The organism is Rhizobium esperanzae, from assembly GCF_014197615.1.
GTDB lineage: Bacteria > Pseudomonadota > Alphaproteobacteria > Rhizobiales > Rhizobiaceae > Rhizobium > Rhizobium esperanzae_A.
In genome coordinates, this window is record NZ_JACIFY010000020.1 from 87095 (window position 1) to 106269 (window position 19175).

At 61.6% G+C, this 19175-nt stretch carries 19 protein-coding genes and 1 riboswitch; of the genes, 6 read left to right on the forward strand and 13 right to left on the reverse strand.

The window, feature by feature from the left end:
• Nucleotides 1-6: 6 nt before the first annotated feature.
• From GGD57_RS23850 to epmA, 6 genes are all read right to left on the reverse strand, one after another.
• A complete protein-coding gene (locus GGD57_RS23850) occupies nt 7-987 on the reverse strand; it encodes a DUF1839 family protein (RefSeq protein ID WP_184472735.1) in 981 nt (326 codons plus the stop codon).
• Entirely contained in the window at nt 978-1886 is a 909-nt protein-coding gene (locus GGD57_RS23855; RefSeq protein WP_184472707.1) for an amino acid--[acyl-carrier-protein] ligase, read from the reverse strand. The genes GGD57_RS23850 and GGD57_RS23855 overlap by 10 nt, the downstream gene beginning before the upstream one ends.
• Before the next feature lie 4 nt (nt 1887-1890).
• Nucleotides 1891-3072, reverse strand: coding sequence for an acyl-CoA dehydrogenase family protein (locus tag GGD57_RS23860; RefSeq protein ID WP_184472708.1), 1182 nt, complete (start codon nt 3070-3072; stop codon nt 1891-1893).
• Entirely contained in the window at nt 3072-3323 is a 252-nt protein-coding gene (locus GGD57_RS23865; protein ID WP_184472709.1) for an acyl carrier protein, read from the reverse strand. Before GGD57_RS23865 ends, GGD57_RS23860 begins: the two co-directional genes overlap by 1 nt.
• Nucleotides 3324-3585: 262 nt before the next feature.
• Nucleotides 3586-4638, reverse strand: coding sequence for a lysine-2,3-aminomutase-like protein (locus tag GGD57_RS23870; RefSeq protein WP_184472710.1), 1053 nt, complete (start codon nt 4636-4638; stop codon nt 3586-3588).
• The gene (gene epmA / locus GGD57_RS23875) at nt 4635-5696 is read right to left on the reverse strand and encodes an EF-P lysine aminoacylase EpmA (protein WP_184472711.1); all 1062 of its coding nucleotides are present in this window, start codon (nt 5694-5696) and stop codon (nt 4635-4637) included. Before epmA ends, GGD57_RS23870 begins: the two co-directional genes overlap by 4 nt.
• A gap of 147 nt (nt 5697-5843) precedes the next feature.
• Here epmA and efp point away from each other — a divergent pair, with 147 nt between their 5' ends.
• Nucleotides 5844-6413, forward strand: coding sequence for an elongation factor P (gene efp, locus GGD57_RS23880; protein ID WP_008528334.1), 570 nt, complete (start codon nt 5844-5846; stop codon nt 6411-6413).
• Nucleotides 6414-6552: 139 nt separating this feature from the next.
• On the opposite strand, the gene GGD57_RS23885 is transcribed toward efp, so the two are convergent.
• Nucleotides 6553-7227, reverse strand: a complete 675-nt coding sequence (locus GGD57_RS23885) for an FCD domain-containing protein (protein ID WP_184472736.1) — start codon at nt 7225-7227, stop codon at nt 6553-6555.
• A 149-nt stretch (nt 7228-7376) separates the two neighbouring features.
• Between GGD57_RS23885 and GGD57_RS23890 the strand changes: the two genes are divergently transcribed.
• The 4 genes from GGD57_RS23890 to GGD57_RS23905 are packed head-to-tail and all read left to right on the forward strand — an operon-like array spanning nt 7377 to nt 11098.
• Nucleotides 7377-8303, forward strand: coding sequence for a substrate-binding periplasmic protein (locus GGD57_RS23890; protein WP_184472712.1), 927 nt, complete (start codon nt 7377-7379; stop codon nt 8301-8303).
• A gap of 9 nt (nt 8304-8312) precedes the next feature.
• Nucleotides 8313-9056, forward strand: coding sequence for an amino acid ABC transporter permease (locus tag GGD57_RS23895; protein ID WP_184472713.1), 744 nt, complete (start codon nt 8313-8315; stop codon nt 9054-9056).
• Between the two features lie 3 nt (nt 9057-9059).
• On the forward strand, nt 9060-9860 hold the full coding sequence (locus tag GGD57_RS23900) for an amino acid ABC transporter ATP-binding protein (RefSeq protein WP_184472714.1): 801 nt from the start codon (nt 9060-9062) through the stop codon (nt 9858-9860).
• 41 nt (nt 9861-9901) lie between these two features.
• The gene (locus GGD57_RS23905; protein ID WP_184472715.1) at nt 9902-11098 is read left to right on the forward strand and encodes an NAD(P)/FAD-dependent oxidoreductase; all 1197 of its coding nucleotides are present in this window, start codon (nt 9902-9904) and stop codon (nt 11096-11098) included.
• A gap of 50 nt (nt 11099-11148) precedes the next feature.
• On the opposite strand, the gene GGD57_RS23910 is transcribed toward GGD57_RS23905, so the two are convergent.
• The 6 genes from GGD57_RS23910 to metA form a co-directional block, all read right to left on the reverse strand.
• Entirely contained in the window at nt 11149-11877 is a 729-nt protein-coding gene (locus GGD57_RS23910) for an SIS domain-containing protein (RefSeq protein WP_184472716.1), read from the reverse strand.
• Nucleotides 11878-11894: 17 nt separating this feature from the next.
• Nucleotides 11895-13046 carry an N-acetylglucosamine-6-phosphate deacetylase gene (nagA, locus tag GGD57_RS23915; RefSeq protein ID WP_184472717.1) on the reverse strand — a complete coding sequence of 384 codons (1152 nt, stop codon included), beginning with the start codon at nt 13044-13046 and terminating at the stop codon, nt 11895-11897.
• Nucleotides 13046-14077, reverse strand: coding sequence for an SIS domain-containing protein (locus GGD57_RS23920; RefSeq protein WP_184472718.1), 1032 nt, complete (start codon nt 14075-14077; stop codon nt 13046-13048). Before GGD57_RS23920 ends, nagA begins: the two co-directional genes overlap by 1 nt.
• Nucleotides 14074-14847, reverse strand: a complete 774-nt coding sequence (locus GGD57_RS23925) for a GntR family transcriptional regulator (protein ID WP_184472719.1) — start codon at nt 14845-14847, stop codon at nt 14074-14076. Before GGD57_RS23925 ends, GGD57_RS23920 begins: the two co-directional genes overlap by 4 nt.
• A 128-nt stretch (nt 14848-14975) precedes the next feature.
• Nucleotides 14976-15998: an aldose epimerase family protein gene (locus GGD57_RS23930; RefSeq protein WP_184472720.1), complete on the reverse strand. Its 1023-nt coding sequence runs from the start codon at nt 15996-15998 to the stop codon at nt 14976-14978.
• Between the two features lie 121 nt (nt 15999-16119).
• Nucleotides 16120-17043 carry a homoserine O-acetyltransferase MetA gene (gene metA / locus GGD57_RS23935; RefSeq protein ID WP_184472721.1) on the reverse strand — a complete coding sequence of 308 codons (924 nt, stop codon included), beginning with the start codon at nt 17041-17043 and terminating at the stop codon, nt 16120-16122.
• Between the two features lie 49 nt (nt 17044-17092).
• A riboswitch (SAM riboswitch) is annotated at nt 17093-17170 on the reverse strand.
• A gap of 152 nt (nt 17171-17322) precedes the next feature.
• Here metA and GGD57_RS23940 point away from each other — a divergent pair.
• A complete protein-coding gene (locus GGD57_RS23940; RefSeq protein ID WP_184472722.1) occupies nt 17323-19173 on the forward strand; it encodes an ABC transporter ATP-binding protein/permease in 1851 nt (616 codons plus the stop codon).
• The last annotated feature ends 2 nt before the right edge of the window (nt 19174-19175 follow it).

The window sequence follows — 19175 nt, forward strand, 5'->3', positions numbered from 1 at the left end:
CCGGCCTCAGATTCGCCCCGCAAGCGACGCCATCATGGCATCCCATGCATCGGCGGCCGGATCAAGAGCTGCCTGCAGAGGCTCGAATTTTCTGCGGGCGACAGCGCGGGCAAGCTGGAACTGCACCGATTTTGCCGCATCCGAGATGCGCCGGGCATGCTCGGCGGCAACCGCGAATTCATCGGGGGAAAGCCACACCAGATGATCGGCCGCCAGCTCGAAATTGGCGCCGACCTGGCGAAGCGTATTGAAGGCATATTTGTGGAAGAAGCCGAACGGCCGATCCGCCACGGCTTCGACCTGTTGCGGGAAGACCGCCGCGAAGGCGCGGATCGGATTTTCGCCGGGACGCCTGTTGAAATGGACCCCGGCAAGCCGCCGCGCCGTCGCCCGCAGATGCGTTTCGTCAGCCGGCTTTTCGGGGAACCGCGCAAATTCCGCGTAGGGCAGGAATGGCGGATCGTTCTCCGTCAGATTCAGCTGGAACAGCCCGTCGAAATCCTCGCCGTCGAGACGGAAATAGCCGGCATTGTGAAAATATTCGACGCGCTTGGCCGCAACATCGAGCCGGTTGATCGCAACCGTCGTCTTGCCGTGCTCCTGCCGGTAGGCGGTGCCGCGCGTATCGGGCATATAAAAGGAATCCATCTCGATCAGGCAGAGACGCCCCCGCGCGATCTGCACTTCGACATGCCGTTCGACACGGTCATAGATCGCAAGCTCGGTGGCGCGAATGCCGTAGAGCGCTTCGAGATCTTCGAGCGGCACCTTGAAGAAGGTGAACTGATCGCCTTCGAAATCCTGCGCCAGGGTGAAACCCAGCATCGCCTCAGGCGCAACGCCCGAGGTCGCCAGCACCTCGATCCAGAGATCGACGTAGCAATTGGTTTCCGGCCAGGCGCGCTCGCCGGAATGCAGCGCGTGCTGGCGATAGGTTTCCGGGTCGATTCCCGAAAAGACCGACGTCATCGACCGGCTCAGCCCCACAGCGTTTTCCGTACGCTGGTCGGCCACTGCTTCACGTCGAGGCCGTGATGATGGAAGAGGGCAAGCGCGATGCGCTCCAGGCCGAAGCCGACGCAGGCGGTGTGCGCCACGCTGCCGTCTTCGAGGTTCAGACCCCACTTCAGGCCGAACGAATCCTGATGGTAGTTGAAGCTCATGCAGGCGGTCGGATTGGCAGTCGAGGTGATCGGGATGAGCAGCTCGAACTTCAGGTTCTGGTCGCGCTGATTGTTGACCATCATCTTGCCGGCACGGCCGAAGAACGGGTCGTTGGCAACGTCGATGGTCACATCGAGGCCGAGCCGCTTCATCATTTCGACACCGCGATCCATCCATGTCTGACGGAAATCGGTGACGTGCTGCTCCGTGCCCATGCAGACATATTCACGCATGCGGAACAGTTGCTGGCGGGCGGGATCCTTCGAAGGCTCGTGGCGGAAGCAATAAGACTGCAGATCGAAGAGGCCGCCCGTCTTCGGCAGGTTGCCGCGCTTGGCGACCGTCGGATAGAGCGGGTAGCAGGCGGCCGGCGTCAGCACGATATCGGTCGCCTTCTGATCCTTGGTCCAGTCGTCGCCGACTTCCATGCACTGCAGCAGGCTCATATGGTCGAGCTCGCCGCCGCAGAAACTATGCACCGTGCCGGCGAGCTGCGGGAAGCTCTTCATGTAACCGCTCTTTTCGAAGAGCGCGACGTTCATGCCGGGCGGGAAACGCATCGCCTCGGCGCCGTCGGCGCCGCCGAACGTATCGATCAGCCGTTCGAAAGCGGTGATGACATCTTCGAACTGGCCGCTGCGGCCATAGAGGCCATCAACGCCGGTATCGATCAGCAGGCCGGACTCGAAGAGCCGGTCGAGAAACGAGGTCTGCATATCCATGGCTTTACCCCAGAAGGCTAGTGTCCTGCTTGTGGACGAGAAGCATGCTCGACGTATTGCCGAGGATACGGTCGTTCGAAATCATGAGCTGTGCTGAATGCGCGTCGCGCAGGTGGCGGCCGAGGCTGAAGGGCGTGCCGTTCTTGTAGCCCATGATGCCGCAGATCAGCATGGCATGGTTGACGATCTCCAGGATCGTCTCGGAAGAGGCGATCTTGACGTTGTTCATCGCCACCGCAAAGCCCATCGAGGACAGCCTGTCATGATCTGATTTGGCATCCTCATAGGCCTTGAGGCCGGCAACCACGTTGGATTTCACCATCTGCAGCAGGTTCGAAACCTCGGCAAGGCGCAGCGCACCCGGCGGCTGGGTATCGGGTGCCTTGCGGGCGGCGGCGCGCACGAAAGCCTGGGCACGCGCGACGGCGTCGACCGCGATGCCGTACCAGACGCCGCTCCAGAGCAGGTGCGAAGAGGCGAGCATCGATTGCGCCGCAATCTCCGCGAAAGGCTTCGGCAGGATCTGGCGCGCCGGCGCTTCACCTTTGAATAGGAAGCCGTCGGAGCAGGTGCCGCGCATGCCGAGCGTGTTCCACGCATGCGTCTTCTCGAGCGTGTACTGATCCTTGAGGAAAGCCGTCAGCACCTGATCGGAGGAGGCGGCCTGCGGATGGCTGCGCGAGGTGATGAGAATGGCGTCGGCATGCGAACCGTAGGAAATGACGGTCGCATCCTTTTCGAGGCGGCAGATATCGCCTTCGACCTCAACCGCGCAAATGCTGTTGCGCAGGTTTCCGCCGATGCCACCCTCGGTGGTGGCCGAAGCGATCAACAGCTGGTCGGCGGCGACGGCATGCATGAAGCTACGGTGCCACTCGCTGTCGGCGCCGTGTTCGACGAGGCTCGACAGCTTGATATGGTGCATGGCGAAGACCATGGCGCTGGCCGCGCAGGCCTGGCCGAGCATCGAGCACAATTCGGCGATCTCGGTGGTCGAGGCCGATTCACCGCCGAGCTGGCGCGGCACCTGGATGCCGAGCAGCCTTTCGGCCTTCATCGCATCCACGGCTTCGCGGGGAAAGCGGCCCTCGGCATCGACGATATCGGCGTGTTTGGCAGCCACTTCAGCGACGCGGGCGACCCTTGCGACAAGACCGTCCTGCATGATCTTGACGGGGAAGTTCATCAGGCGACCTTCCGGCTGTCCTGGATGATATCGACCGTCCTGGCAATGGCCGAGATGCTCGCGAAGGATTTGCGGTTCAGGAGATTGTCCGGGAATTCGATGTCGAACGCCTCTTCAATGCCGAGCATCAGCTGCACCGAGGCAAAGGAGGTCAGCCCCGCCGCATAAAGATCGGCGTCGTCGGCGACCTGGTCGATTGCGACAGGAAGCTTGCCGAATTTGGCTACGAGGTCGCGGATTGTCTTATTCATCCCATCACTCCAAGATTCTCATGATCCCGAACCGGCGTTCATCGCCTTGTCATGAGCGTTCTTTTAGTGCGGAAAACAGAACATTCCGCTAATTTGTTGGGTTAAAGATGATTGTTCCTCATAGTTAGGATTTTAGCGATCCTTCTGCCCAGAATGGAAATCCACATTATAAATCAATTCTTTAATGCGGATTTGCCGTCGACGCTCGCCACGACTTCCAACGTCACGAGTACAGAAATGACACGGGATAAGGCGCTTTGCCTCAATTGGCGGGCGGATAGCAGTGCTCGTCGCCACGATAGTCCGAGACGGAATAACACCCGTCTCCCCTCGCCCGAACGGCGCCGGCGCTGACGACGGCCTTACCGTAACCGCCGGGAATATCGAGAATATAAGTGGGCTGGCAGAGCCCGGAGATCCGCCCGCGCAGCGCGGCGACGATCCTCTGTCCTTCTTCGAGCGTCAATCTGAAATGCCCGGTGCCGGGCGCCAAATCGGGATGATGCAGGTAATAGGGTTTGACGCGGATCTCGACGAAGGCCCTCATCAGTTCAGCAAGCACATCGGGATCGTCGTTGATGCCCTTCAACAGCACCGACTGGCTGACCATGGCGATGCCGGCATCGACGAGACGGGCGCAGGCGGCGCGCGCTTCCGCCGTCAATTCCCTGGCATGGTTGGCGTGCAGCGCCACGTAGACCGTCTTGCCGCTCGCCTTCAGCGCCGCGATCAATGCGTCGTCGATCTTGCCGGGATCGACGACGGGAACACGCGTGTGGAACCGCACGATCTTCACATGCGCGATTTCCGCAAGCGCCTCCATGATCTCGCGAAGCCGGCGCGGGGAAAGCACCAGCGGATCGCCGCCGGTGAGGATGACCTCCCAGATTTCCGGATGGCCTCCGATATAATCGAAGGCTGCCTGCATCGCCGCCGCATCGAGCGTGCCGAGACCCTGCGGCCCGACCATTTCGCGCCGGAAGCAGAAGCGGCAATAGACCGGGCAGACATGCACGGCCTTCAGCAGCACCCGATCGGGATAGCGGTGCACGATGCCTTCGACCGGGCTGTGGGCATGGTCGCCGATCGGATCGGCGCGTTCTTCGAGCGCAACCGTCAGTTCGGCGGCATCGGGCACGAATTGCCGGGCGATCGGATCGTCTGGATCGGCCCGATCGATCAGCCTGGCGACGGCAGGCGTGAGGGCAATGGCGTAACGCGCGGCGACCTCTTCGAGCGCCGCGCGGTCGGCCGGCGTGGCAAGCCCTGCCGTCACCAGATCGTCGACGCTCTTGATCGGCTTGACGGCATTCATCTTCCGTACTCCGCAACCGGCGCCCAGAGCACCTGGTCGATGCGCGACGCCCCCGTCGCCAGCATCACCAGACGGTCGAAGCCGAGCGCGATGCCGCTGGCCTCCGGCATCAGCGACAGTGCAGCGAGGAAATCCTCATCGAGCGGATAGGTCTCGCCGTAGACACGCGCCTTCTCGGCCATCTCGATCTCGAAGCGCCGCCGCTGTTCGCCGGCGTTGGTGAGTTCGCCGAAGCCGTTGGCAAGCTCGACGCCGCAGGCATAGAGTTCGAAACGCTCGGCAACCCGGGGGTCGCGGGCCGAAGGACGCGCAAGCGCTGCCTCCGAAACCGGATATTCGTCGAGGATGGTGATGCGGCCGAAGCCGAGATGCGGCTCGATCTTTTCGACCAGCACCCGGCTGAAGAGATCGGCCCAGCCATCATCCGCAGCAACACGCATGCCGACGCGCCTGAGTTCGGCCGCCAGATGATCGCGGTCGGTCGAACCATCGGCGGCGACGGAGGCGAGAAGGTCGATGCCGGCATGCCGCTCGAAGGCTTCGGCGACACCGATCCGCTCCGGCCCGGCGAAAGGATCGCTCTCGGCCCCGCGATAGGCGAGCCTCGGCGTCTTCACGGTTTCGGCCGCCAGCGCCAGGATCCGCACGCAATCCATCATCAGGCTCTCATAGCTTTCACCGGCGCGATACCATTCGAGCATGGTGAATTCGGGATGATGCAGCGGCCCGCGCTCGCGGTTGCGATAGACATGGGCAAAACACGAGATGCGTTCCTCGCCGGCGGCAAGCAGCTTCTTGCAGGCAAATTCCGGCGAGGTATGCAGGTAGAACGGCGCCTTTTGCCCATCCGTCGTCAGCGCTTCCGTGGCGAAGGCATGCAGATGCGCCTCGTTGCCGGGTGAGATCTGCAGCGCCGCCGTATCGACCTCGATGAAATCCTCGCGCGCGAAAAACCCGCGCAGCGCCGCCTGGATCGCGTTGCGCCCGACCAGGAACGGACGGCGATCGGCATGCACGGACGGGGTCCACCAGGGGGACGCTTTGGCCGAAGAGTTCATTCCAAGCTTTCTTCGCCGGAGAAGCCGGTATGGGGGTGGCTATTTCCCGGATTTTAGGTTAGTTGCGCCCCAAAGAAAAACATTTGCGTCTTCGGGGCGTCTCGACAGTCATCTACGACGCCGAAAGCCGAGTTACAAGGAAGTCTTATGGTCAAGGTCATCGCCTCTTCGGTCCGCAAGGGCAACGTTCTCGATGTCGACGGCAAGCTCTACGTCGTTCTCACCGCCCAGAACTTTCATCCGGGCAAGGGCACGCCGGTCACCCAGGTCGACATGCGCCGCATCGTCGACGGCGTGAAGGTCTCCGAGCGCTGGCGCACCACCGAACAGGTCGAGCGCGCCTTCGTCGAAGACGTCAACTTCCAGTATCTCTATGAAGACGGCGAAGGCTTCCACTTCATGAACCCTGCCAACTACGACCAGGTGGTCGTCAGCCAGGAAACCATGGGCGACCAGAAGGCCTACCTCCAGGAAGGCATGACCTGCATCCTGTCGATCCATGAAGGCATTCCGCTGGCGCTCGAACTGCCGCGCCACGTCACGCTCGAGATCGTCGAGACCGAACCGGTCGTCAAGGGCCAGACGGCATCCTCGTCCTACAAGCCGGCCATGCTCTCCAACGGCATCCGCACCTCGGTCCCGCCGCATATCGACGCCGGCACCCGCGTCGTCATCGCGACCGAAGACAATTCCTACGTCGAACGCGCTAAGGACTGATCCTGGTTTTCATCGATTCAGGAGGCCGGCTCAGGCCGGCCTCTCACTGAAATGTAAAATGCAGGCAAGTATCCATGCCGCGTCCACGCGCAACGCGCAATTGTTCAGCGAAAGCTGCGCCTAATTCCAAGAGCCGAATTCAGATAACCTTTCGAACCTCGCTCTCGAAGCTCATGACGTGAGCCATCGCGATCTTTTCGGCCTCATCGGCATCCCCTCTGCATACCGCCTCGAGCATGAGAACCTGATCATGCAGGACGTCCTCAAGACGCGGCACCAGCGTCGGAAACCGTTTCATCGCGACATATAGAATTCTGAGCGACAGATTGTGGTAGTGATCCAGCGTATCGAACAGGAAAGAGTTCTTCGCCACTTTGTAGATGAAGCGGTGAACCCGGCGATCCAGGGCAAGGATGTCTTCCAGCGCCATCGGACCGGTCGTTTGCTTGAGCTCGTCGATCAGCTGCCGTGCCTCCTGCCGCTCGAACTCGCGAAGCCTTTCGGCCGCTAACCTGGTTGCCCAGGATTCGATCCGCGCCCGCGCCTCGTAAACGGCAGTAAGATCATTGATATCGATCTTGCTGACGAATGTGCCGCGCCGCGCGCTGACGACAACGAAACCATCATATTGCAGACGCTGAAGCGCCTCCCGAACCGGGGTGCGCCCGACTTCCAGACGTTTCATTAGCTCGGCCTCCCGCAGAAGCGTGCCCGGAGGAAGCAATGTCGTGATGATGTCGTCGCGCAGCCGAATATATGTCCGCTCCGCCAGCGTTGATTCAGCCGCTTCGTAGTCCACTTCGAATGCCGACATATTCAGCGCGTTCCTCTCTCGATCCATTTTCGCATAGCTAAACGCTGTCCTGCCTAGAAAAAAGGCGGTCAACGAATCTGCTTGACTTCATATAATGTCTGCATATTCTCAATATATCAGCAATATATAACCACAAAGAGGGGTTTCAAATGAAACATGCTGAATTGAAGAAAAAATCGAAGGCGAATGGGCTCATTGCCTTGGCAATCTTGAGTTTGGGGCTGTTTGCGACAGCCGTGCCGTCTGCGGCGGACGCCGACGATCTGGAGCTGATGAAGCCAGGCACGCTCGTCGTTACGGTGCAGCCTTACATGCCCTATACGGCGGTCAAGGATGGAAAGCTCGTCGGGCTCGACAGCGACATCCTGGCAGCCGTCGCCGATAAGCTCGGCCTCAAGATGGAAATCAACGTCACCGACTTTCCGGGCATGCTGGCTTCCGTCCAGACGCAGCGGGCCGATATAACCATTGGCGGAATTGCATGGTCCGACACTCGCCAGAAAGTCGGCCTGTTCACCGACCCTCCATATTATTCGCCGCCGGCCATGGCCGTAAGCGGCACGGCGAGCTTTCCCGATGTTGCGAGCCTGGAAGGCAAAAGTCTCGGCACCGTCACCGGCTATGTCTGGGCCAAATCCATCGCGCAGGTGCCTAACGCATCACCCCATACCTTCCCGAGCGCCGACAGTGTGTTCCAGGATATTTCCGCCGGGCGCCTGGATGTTGGCTTTCTCGATCCGTTGCTGATCACCTATCAACAGCAGCAACGCCCCGACATGAAGGTCCGCATCGAATACCTGAAGCCGCCGACAGACGAACAGGTCGCCGCGCACCCCGATTACAAATATTTTCAAGCCTATATGACCGGATTCTACCTTCCCAAGCAGTCGCCGAAGCTGGCCAAGGCCGTTTCCGATCAAATCGACGGCATGTACAAGGATGGATCCCTTGCGGCTTTGATCACGAAATGGGGCGGCGATCCCCAGCAGTTCCTGGTTCCTTCGCCCGAGATGGCGGCACAGCGGCGCGGCGTCGACAGGCCCGCCGACTGGAACCCGCCTTCCATCGCGAAGTGAGATCGAAGCATGACCGCGTTGTCATCCTTCACCGATATCTTCCAGGTTCCCTGGAACGACTACGTCGGAAACATTGCCGGGGGTCTGCTCAAGACCCTCGGCTACACCGTAGCCAGCTTCATCGGCGCAACGATCCTTGGCCTTGTCCTTGCGTTGATGAGGCTCAACCGGCTGCGACTGGTCCGCATTCCTGCGGCCTTCTACACCGAGCTTTTTAAAAACGTACCGCTTCTGGCGATCATCTTCCTCACCTATTTCGGCCTGCCTTCCGTGGGCGTCAGGCTGGAGGTTTTCGAAGCGGGAGTCTTGAGCCTGGTGCTCTTCTACGCCGCTTACCTGTCCGAGATCTTTCGGGCCGCTATCGCCGGCGTACACCGAGGACAGCAGGAGGCGTCTCAGGCTCTCGGGCTGGGACGCGGCAAAACGTTCAGCCATGTCGTCCTGCCGCAGGCGGTGCGGCTGGCGCTTCCCGGTACGAACACGATGTTCGTCGACCTGATCAAGTCGACCTCGCTGCTTGTGACGATTTCCGCTGCCGAGCTGATGACGCAGGCACAGTTGATCGCCTCGGAAACATTCCGGGCGCTTGAAGTGTATCTCGTGATCTCGGCTCTTTATTTCCTTATCTGCTACCCGGTTTCCCAATGTCTGCTTCTGCTGGAGCGCAAGATCCATGCCGGTGTGCCATTGTCGTTGGCCAGACGTCGTCGGCTCAAATTGGCCAGGACCTATCTTGCCGGAGGGAAAGCCTGACCCATGACCACCACTCCTGCTCAAACTGCCTTCGTGTCAAAGCAGCCGGTCGGTCGCCCCGCCGTCAAAATCAGCGGATTGCGCAAGTCTTTCGACGGACGCCTGGTGCTCGACCACGTCGATCTCGAGGTTCCCACCGGCAAAATCGTCAGCATTATTGGCCAGAGCGGTGGAGGAAAGACCACCCTCATGCGCTGCGTCAATTTGCTGGAGCGTCCCGATCAGGGAACGATCACCGTCGGCGATGAGACGATCTTCGCCGACGGCAAGATCACCTGCCGCAACCTTGCAAAGCTTCGGCAGCGTGTCGGCATGGTGTTTCAGCGCTTCAACCTGTTCCCGCATCTGACGGCCGTGGAGAACGTCGTTCTCGCTCAGATGCACGCAGCCGGGATCGGCGAAAGAGAGGCTGTGGAGCGGGCCGTCAAACTTCTGACGAGAGTGGGTCTTGCCAAACGGGCGATGGCCTATCCGGAACAGATGTCGGGCGGCGAGCAGCAGCGTGTAGCGATTGCCCGCGCCCTGGCGCTGGAACCGACGGTGTTGCTGTTCGACGAGCCGACATCGGCGCTCGATCCTGAATCGACCGGCGAAGTTCTCCGCGTCATGCGCGAACTGGCCGCCGACGGCATGACGATGATCCTGGTCACCCACGAACTGCCCTTTGCCAAGGAAGTGTCCGACTGGGTCGTGTTCATCGATGGCGGTCTTATCATCGAGCAGGGAACCGCCGGAGATGTGCTCGACCATCCCAGAGAAGCACGCACGGCTGCCTATGTCGCGCGCTACGCTTCCCCAGGTTAGCCCATCCAAGCCTCGTTTCTCTAAAGATAAATCCATCTCCGATGAACAAGCTAACAACAGATATCGCCGTCATCGGCGGCGGCGTGATCGGCGTGGCAACCGCTCTGCGGTTGCGTGCCGACGGCCGCGATGTCGTCGTGATCGAACCGAACAAACCCGGTTCAGGCGCATCTTACGGCAATGCCGGGACGATCGCCGACTATGCAATCATTCCCGTCGGCACGCCCGCTGTCCTTAAAAACCTGGCCTCCCTGCTTCTCAATTCAGACAGCCCGTTATCCATCCGCAAGGCGGCATTGCCGACGTTGTTTCCATGGCTGATGCGTTTTGCCTACGAATCCCTCCCTCACAGATATAGAGACAATACCGGCCGCATCGCCGGCCTTCTGTCCGACGCTTCATCGGAATGGCTCGAACTCGCGGCAGAGATCGGCGCATCCGATCTTTTGAGCGCGAAGGGATGCCTCTACCTCTACCAGACGCCCGAAGCCTTCAGGGCGGCCACTTCGGATGTCGAGCTTCGCCGAAACTACGGGATAGCGCAGCAGCTCCTCACCGCCGACGAGGTGCAAAGCCTGGAACCCCGGCTGCCGCAGGTCCATGGCGGGGGGCTTTTCTTTCCGAAAGCGATAAACTTCACCGATCCCGGCGAGGTCATGAGCGTGATGGAAGCCGCCGCCAGACAAGCGGGCGTCGAGTTCGTCCGAGACGCCGTGACGACTATTTCCCGCGAGCGGAATGGGGTGAGGATGCTGGCTTCAACGCACAACATTCATGCCCGGGCAGCCGTCATCGCTGCCGGCGCACACTCCCGCGGACTGGCTCTGCAGCTCGGAGAGCGGGTCCTGCTGGATACCGAACGGGGTTATCATCTCGAATTCGATATGGAAACGCTGCCGGTGGAGCGACCGGTATGCCCCACACATCATGGATTTTACTTTTGCCCTATGCGTGGCCGCTTGCGCGTGGCCGGCACCGTGGAACTCGGAGGCATCACGGCACCTTCGAACCCAAGGCGCCTCGAAGTGTTGTTGGCAAACGCCCGCAGGATTTTCCCGACGCTTGGTGAACCAAGCCGGAGCTGGATGGGCTTTCGCCCTTCCATGCCCGATTCCGTTCCCGTCATCCGGCCTTCAAGAGGAGGGAGGGACGTCGTGTTTGCTTTTGGACATGGCCATATAGGCTTGACGCTGGCGCCGCGGACGGCCCGCATGGTCAGCTCCATTCTCGCCTCTTGATCGCGTCCCGAACCGTTCTTGCGACAGCAACGGGCCTTTTAGGCGCTATCTCAGAGATGCGGATTGCGCGGCCGGTATTTCTTGACGAGCTTCTGGTTGATCTCGGCCGCCCCCGGCATGTTGGCGCTGAGGTAAACCGGCGCATCGCCGGATTTGGAAAGCTCCGAGGCAACTTCGGCGAAGATCGCATTGATGACCGTGACCCCGACCGCCGTCGAGACCGGCCCGACCCGAAGCCCGGTGCCCTCGAGATCGATAACGGCGTCACCCGGCGGCAATCCGTTGTCGAGCACGATATCGGCCACTTCGGCAAGCCGCCTGCGGCCATTGGCAATCGCAGAGGAATAGGCGATCGAGGTGATGGCGATCACCTTTGCGCCGATTTCATGCGCATAGTCGGCCGCCTCGATCGGCGCGGCGTTCACGCCCGAATTGGAGGCGATGATGATGACGTCGCCCGGCTGCATGCCGTAACGCTCCAGCATCGGCCGCACCAGGCCCTGGGTGCGCTCATAGACCGAGCTGATCACCGCCCCCTCGTGCAGCATCGCCGATCCGACGAGCACCGGCACAGTGAAGGCGAGCCCGCCGGCGCGGTAATGCACCTCTTCCGCCAGCATGTGCGAATGGCCGGTGCCGAAGACATAGACGCGCTTGTCGCCGCGGGCAGCATCGAGGATGACATCGGCTGCCTGCGCCATCGGCTCGGCAAGCGCCTGCTTCAGCGTCTCCAGCCGGCCGATCAGATTGGCAAAGTAGGCATCCGTGATAGCAGTCATCCCACGTCTCCTTGATGTCAGGCCGCTTCGCCGCCGAGCCATGTGGCGGTGACGGCAAGGGTATCGGTCAGATGCACGAGATCGGCACGCGCCCCCGGCGAGAGATGGCCGCGGTCGGCAAGCCTGAGGAAGCGGGCGGGATAAAGCGTCGCCATGCGCAAGGCCTCGGCGAGCGTCAGGTCGAGATAGGTGACGCCATAGCGGATCGTCGAGATCATGTCGACATCGGAACCTGCCAGCGTCCCATCGGACAGCACCAGCTTCGAGCAGAAACCGCCCCGCTCGCGCCGGACGGTGCGCCCGTTCAGCGTGAACGAATCCTTCTCAGATCCGACGAGCGACATGGCATCGGTGACGAAGAACAGCTTGCCCTCGCCGCGCTTGGCCCGCAACGCCGTGCGCAAGACTTTCGGATCGACGTGATGGCCGTCGGCGATGATGCCGCACCAGACCGAGGGATGATCGATCGCTGCACCAACGAGGCCCGGCGCGCGGTGCCCCATTTGGCTCATGGCGTTGAAGAGATGCGTGACCCCACGCGCCCCGGCATCGAAACGTTCCTCCGCCGCCTCGCTCGAACAATCGGAATGGCCGATGCTGACCGTGACGCCGCCTTCCGCAAGTTCGCGCACCTGGGCAACCGTCACCTGCTCGGCGGCAATGGTGACGAGCAGCGTGCCGATCGCCTCGCGCGCCCGGATGAAGGCCTTGACGTCGCGATCCTCGACCGGCCGCATCAGTTCGGCCAGATGCGCGCCCTTGCGCGCAGGCGCCAGATGCGGGCCTTCGAGATGCAGGCCGGCGACGCCGCAGTTCATTTTCACCGCCTCCTTGGCCGCTTCGATGGCGGCGGCGGAGGCTTCCGATGTATCGGTAATCAGCGTCGGCAGCAGCGATGTCGTGCCATAGGGCCGATGCCCGCCGGCGATGATCTCCATCGAGGCGGCTGATGGTTCGTCGTTCAGCATCCGGCCGGCACCGCCATTGACCTGCGCATCGATGAAGCCGGCCGACAGCACGCCGCCTTCAAGCGTCACGATCTCGCCGTCGGGCAGATCGTTTTTCGTGGCGATCGCTTCGACCCGGCCGTGGGCAACGATGAGCGCCTTGTCGTCATGGAAGCGCTCGCCGTCGAAGATGCGGGCGCCGACGAAGATCTTGCGCCCCATCAGACCGTCTCCGTCACCTTGAGCAGGTTCGCCGGCCGGTCGGGATCGAAGCCCTTGCGGCGCGTCACCGACTCGATCAGCCGGTAATAGACGAGCAGCGACACCAGCGGATCGACGAGGCCGTTGCCCGTCGTCGGCACGCGCAGATTGATACCGGAGAGCAGCTGCGTGGAGAAGCCGACAGTGGTGGCGCCGAGCTTCTGCAGGCGTTCCAGCGCCTGGCGGTTGTTGGCGAAGGCCGCATCGTCGGGCGCGAAGGCGACGATCGGAAAACCCGGCTGCACCAGGCGCATCGGACCATGCATCAATTCCGCCAGCGAAAAGGCCTCGGCATGCAGGCCGGAAGTTTCCTTGGCCTTCAGCGCCGCTTCGAGCGCGATCGCAAAGGCCGGGCCGCGGCCGCCGGTATAGAGCGAGGTCGCATGGAACAGCACCTCTTCGGCCGCAGCCGTATCGATCCCGGCGGTTGCCGAAAGCGCCTCCGGCAGTTTTTCCAGCGCTGCCTGCAGGCTGGAGGCGCCGCCGATCGCGGCCGTCACCCCGGAAAGGGCTGCGACGGAAGCGATGAAGGATTTTGTCGCCGCCACGCTCTTTTCCGCGCCGGCATTGAGACCGAGAACGATATCGGCCTGTTTCGCCAGCGGACTGTCGGTGACGTTGACGACGGCGATCGTCGTCGCTCCGCCCTTCTTCGCCGCTTCCTGCAGCGCCACGATATCGGGGCTCGCGCCCGACTGCGAAACGGTGAAATGCACGCCGCCCTTCAAATGGAGGGCGGCGCCATAAACGGAAGCGATCGACGGGCCGACCGAAGCGACCGGAACGCCGCAGGTGATCTCGAAGAGATATTTGAAGAAGGTGGCGGCGTGGTCCGAAGAGCCGCGCGCCGCCGTCGTCACCACGCTCGGGCGAGCGGACGAAAACAGCCGGGCGATCTCGGCAAAGACCGGCTTTTCCTTTTCGAGAAGCGTGGCCACCACCTCCGGTGACTGGCCGGCTTCCTGCAGCATCAGCGACTGGTTCTCACTCATAGGTCATCTCCAATTCTCAATTCGGCAACGAAATCATAGGCATCGCCGCGATAATGCGAGCGGGTGTATTCGACAACGCGCTGGTCTTCCAGGCGTGAGACGCGTTCGATCAACAGTGCCGGCGCGCCCGAATTGACGTTCAGGATCGCCGCCGAAGACGGATCGAGCGTGACCGCGGTCAGCCGCTGCAGCGCGCGCACCGGCCTGTGGCCGCTGGCCGTCAGCGCATCATAGAGAGATCCTTCGCCGCCGACGCCATCGCCCAGGAATTTGATCGGCACCACGGCACGTTCGATTGCCAGCGGCAGGCCGTCCGCAAGGCGCAGACGATCGAGCCGCAGCACCGGCTCGTCGCCGCCGAGACCGAGCAGGAAGGATTCCTCCGGTGACGGCCTATTGACCGCCCGCGACAGAATCCGTGCAGCCGGCTGGCGCCCGCGCGAGCGCATGTCGGCGGAGAAGGAGGAAAGCCGCCAGAGCGACTGCTCCATGCGCTCCACCCTGCTCGATACGAAAGTACCGCTTCCGTGACGCGATTCCAGTGCGCCGGAGGCCATCAGATCGCGATAGGCGGTGCGCACGGTGACGCGGCCGAGCTTCAGGGCCTCGGCAAGGTCGCGTTCTCCCGGCAGCGCCGTGCCGGGCTTCAGCAGGCCTTCCTGAATGAGGCCGGTCAGCGCCTGCGCCAGCCGCTTGTACAGCGGGCCGGTCAACGCCTCGTCACGCAGGCCGCGGCTGTTCAGCTCCGCTATCAGACTGGTTCTATCCATCGGCACACAATAGAACCTATCTAGAACCAATCAGCAAGGCAGAATCGCACACCGGCAAGAAAAAACCTCCCCGGAGACCGGAGAGGTTCATAGCGATCCAATTTAACAGGCGTACGTCTGAAAAGACGTCAGCTCTTGGTGAAGATGTAATCCGTCTCCTGGCGCAGCACTTCGCCGGGACGCAGCACCGCATTCGGGAAACCTTCGTGATTGATGGCATCCGGCCAGACCTGCGTCTCCAGGCAGAAGCCAGCGAAGGGGCCGTACTTGCGCCCGCCGAGACCGGGTGCCCCGGTATTGAGCTTGAAGCCGGCATAGAACTGCACGCCAGGCTCGGTGCTGCGCACCTCCAGCGACACACCGGAATACAGGCTGCGGGCGAGCGCGACGCTGCGCTTGGCGGTGCGCTCGGGCGACAGGCAGAAATTATGGTCGTACAGAACCTGTTCGCTGCCGACGAAACGCTTCATCGGCGCCATCTCGCGGAAATCGAATTCCGTGCCGGCGACGGAACGGATCTCGCCGGTCGGCACCTGCCTCTCGTCGGTCGGCAGATAGTGGTCGGCAGCGATCATGATATCGTGGCCGAGCGCATCCTCGCGGCCGTCGAGATTGAAATAGGCATGCTGGCAGACATTGGCGAGCGTCGGCTGATCGCTGGTCGATTCGTAGGTGATCGACAGTTCGCCATTGCCATGCACCCGGAACGTCGCCTGGATGGTGCAATTGCCGGGATAACCGGCGCGGCCGTCGGGATCGACGATCTTCATCACCAGACGGTCGACGTCATGCTCGACGATCGTCCAGTTGCGTTTGGCGATATTGTCGCTGCCGCCGTGCAGATGCGTGACGCCGTTTTCGTTCGGTTCGAGCTGATAATCCTTGCCGTCGAGCGTAAATTTGCCGCCGCCGACACGGTTGGCGCAGCGGCCGGGCGTCGCGCCGAAATAGGCCGAATAGACGGGATAGCTGTCGAAATCCTCGAAGCCGAGCTGCAGCGGCGCCTCATGTCCCTCAAGGCGCAGATCCTGGATGACGGCACCCCAGGTGATGATCTTGGCCGTCAGCCCGCCGCCCTTGATGACGACGCGATAGACGGTTTCGCCTTCCTTCGTCTGCCCGAAAACTTCCCGCTCCAACTTATCCGACATGATCGACCGTCCATTCTTTGCGCATCCGATTGGAGACGCGCGACGCTATAGGGTTCCGGACCGGAACCTGCCCGCATTTGCTCCAAACCGCAACCGGTCGGAGCAGAAAGAACACGGGGGCTCAGAGATTCGTGCCGATCTCCTCCACGTCAAAGGGCGTCGTCTGGTAGATTTCGTTGATCCAGTTGCCGAACAAGAGATGCGCATGGCTGCGCCAGCGGTTCTGCGGCGCAAGCGCCGGATCGTTATGCGGGAAGTAGTTGTGCGGCATCTTGATCGGCACGCCGGCATTGACGTCACGAAAATATTCATCGGACAGCGAGGTGGAATCATATTCGACATGGTTGAACATGTAGAGCCGCCGGCCCCGCTTCTCATGCACCAGGCAGACACCCATTTCGCTGGATTCCATCAGGATCTCCAGGCTGTCGGATTTCTCGATGTCGGCGCGGCGCACCTCGGTCCAGCGTGACACCGGCACTTCGAAGTTGTCGGAAAAACCATTGAGATAAATCGACGACGGCTTCAGGTTCCGGTGGCGGTAGATACCGAAGGCCTTCTCTTTCAGCTCGTATTTCGGAACGCCGTGGAAATGATAGATCGCCGCCATCGCGCCCCAGCAGACGTTCATGGTCGAATGGACATTGGTTTCCGTCCAATCGAGAATCTGCTGCATCTCGGCCCAATAGGTGACGTCCTCATAGGGAAGGAGTTCGATTGGCGCCCCGGTGATGATGAAGCCGTCGAACTTGCGGTGCTGCACCTCCTCCCAGGTCTGGTAGAAGGAGAGCAGGTGATCCTCGGAGGTGTTCTTCGCCTTGTGGCCGCCGATGCGGATCAGCGACAGCTCGACCTGCAGCGGCGAGGCGCCGACGAGACGGGCCATCTGCAATTCGGTCTTGATCTTGTTCGGCATGAGATTGAGCAGCCCGATCTGCAGCGGTCTGATATCCTGCCGGATCGCCAACGTCTCGGTCATCACCCGCACGCCCTCTTGAACGAGGGTCTCGAAGGCGGGCAGCGTATCGGGGATCTTGATGGGCATTGCGGTCACTCGATCAAAAACAAAAAAACCGGCGGCGACAAAAATCGCTACCGGTCCGCACGCGGCCCTTTAGCAACTTTTTTAACGTGGCTGCAAGCCGGCCGGCCAAATCACCACGGAGCCCTTTAATTAGCCCCAGTCAGACCGCGAATCAATGGGGAATGCATGCACGCGCGATCCAGGCAAGCATCATCACAGTTTAATGACTGATAGAATCTGTTGATAGACCGGTAACGCCACCATGTTAATAATAGGGTATGGGCGATTTGGAAAAGCGTAATGGCAGATAAGATCGAGGGGAGGCCAGGAATCCGGAGGCCGGATAGGGTAGGGTATGATCTCAGCCTGACATATCGCCTCGGGGTGATGTTCTCGGCGTTCTGGAATTCGCAAGTGCGCGGCAAGGTGCTGTTTCTGGCGACCGTGCTGATCCTTGTTATCCTGGCGACGTCCTACGGCCAGGTCATCCTCAATGAGTGGAACGCGCCCTTCTACGATTCGCTGGAGCGCCGCGACCTCGGCGAATTCTTCCACCAGCTCGAAATCTTTGCGATGATCGCCGGCTCGCTGCTGCTGCTCAATGTGCTGCAGGCCTGGCTGAACCAGATGACCGCGCTCCATATGCGCGAGGGCCTGTCGCGTGATCTCGTCGACCAGTGGCTGAAGCGCAAGCGGGCGCTGCGGCTCGCCTCCAGCGGCCTGATCGGCGTCAACCCGGACCAGCGCCTGCACGAGGATTCCCGCAATCTCGCCGAAAGCACGACAGGCCTCGTTCTCGGCCTGCTGCAATCGACCATTCTTCTGGTAAGCTTCATCGGCGTGCTCTGGGAGCTTTCCAGCGGCTTCATCTTCCACATCAGCGGCCACAGCTTCTCCATTCCCGGCTATATGGTCTGGGCGGCGATTTTCTATGCTGCTTCCGCCTCGGTGCTGAGCCAGGTCGTCGGCCGCAAGCTGGTCAAGCTCAATGCCGACCGCTTCTCGAAAGAGGCCGAACTTCGCTTCACGCTGATGCATGCCAATGAAAACATGCCGGCCATCACCGTTGCCCGCGGCGAGGAGAACGAGCGCCGCCGCATCAACACCGACATCAGTTCGGTGCTGCGGGTCGTCAAGCGGCTCGCCATGGCCAATACCAACCTCACCTGGGTTTCGGCCGGCTATGGCTGGCTGGTGATCGTCATCCCGATCATCGTCGCCGCGCCCGCCTATTTCTCCGGCGGCCTCACCCTCGGCCAGCTGATGATGTCGGTCGGCGCCTTCAACCAGGTCAATACGGCGCTGCGCTGGTACGTTGCCAATTTCGGCCCGATCGCCGAATGGCGCGCCACGCTGATGCGCGTCACCGATTTCCGCCAGGCGCTGCTCGACATGGACGAGGACTACGACCTGAAGGGCAGTATCGCCTATGAAAACACCGCGCCCGACACGCTGACGCTGAAGGATGTCGTGATCAATGCCAAGATCGGCGAAGAGATCGACGAATGCGGCGGCTTCCGCCTGCGCGAAACCGATGTGGTGATCAAGGCCGGCGAAAAGATCATGATCAACGGCGATCACAGCGTCAACCGCAAGCTGCTGTTCCAGGCGATGGCCGGGCTCTGGCCGTGCGGCAGCGGCACGATGGGCCTGCCGCCGATCGACGACATGCTGTTCGTCCCGCAGATCGCCTATGTTCCCGGCGGCACCCTGCGCGAGGCGCTGGCCTTCCCGGAAAGCCCTGATATCTACGAAAAAGCCGCCATCGAGACAGCCCTCGACAAGGCCGGTCTGCATTCACTGATCGCACGCCTCGATACCCGCGCCCGCTGGGACAAGCTGCTCGACAGCGACGAACAGAAGGCAATCGGCTTCGCCCGCCTGCTTCTGGTGCGCCCGCGCTGGATCGTCTTCGACGAAGTGCTGGAAGGCATGGAGCCGGAATGGCAGGAAACGATGGCCAAGCTGCTGACCACCATGCCCGGAACCGGCATGATCTATATCGGCCGCTCCGAGGCCTACCTCGAGGCGCTGCAGCCGCGTGTCCTGCACCTGCAGGCACTGCCGTCAAAATCCGAGGAACCGCCTGTCGCCCAGACCGGCGCCAGTGCCAGTGTCGGCGCCGCCGCCGTCCCCGCGCCGGCGCTTTGACC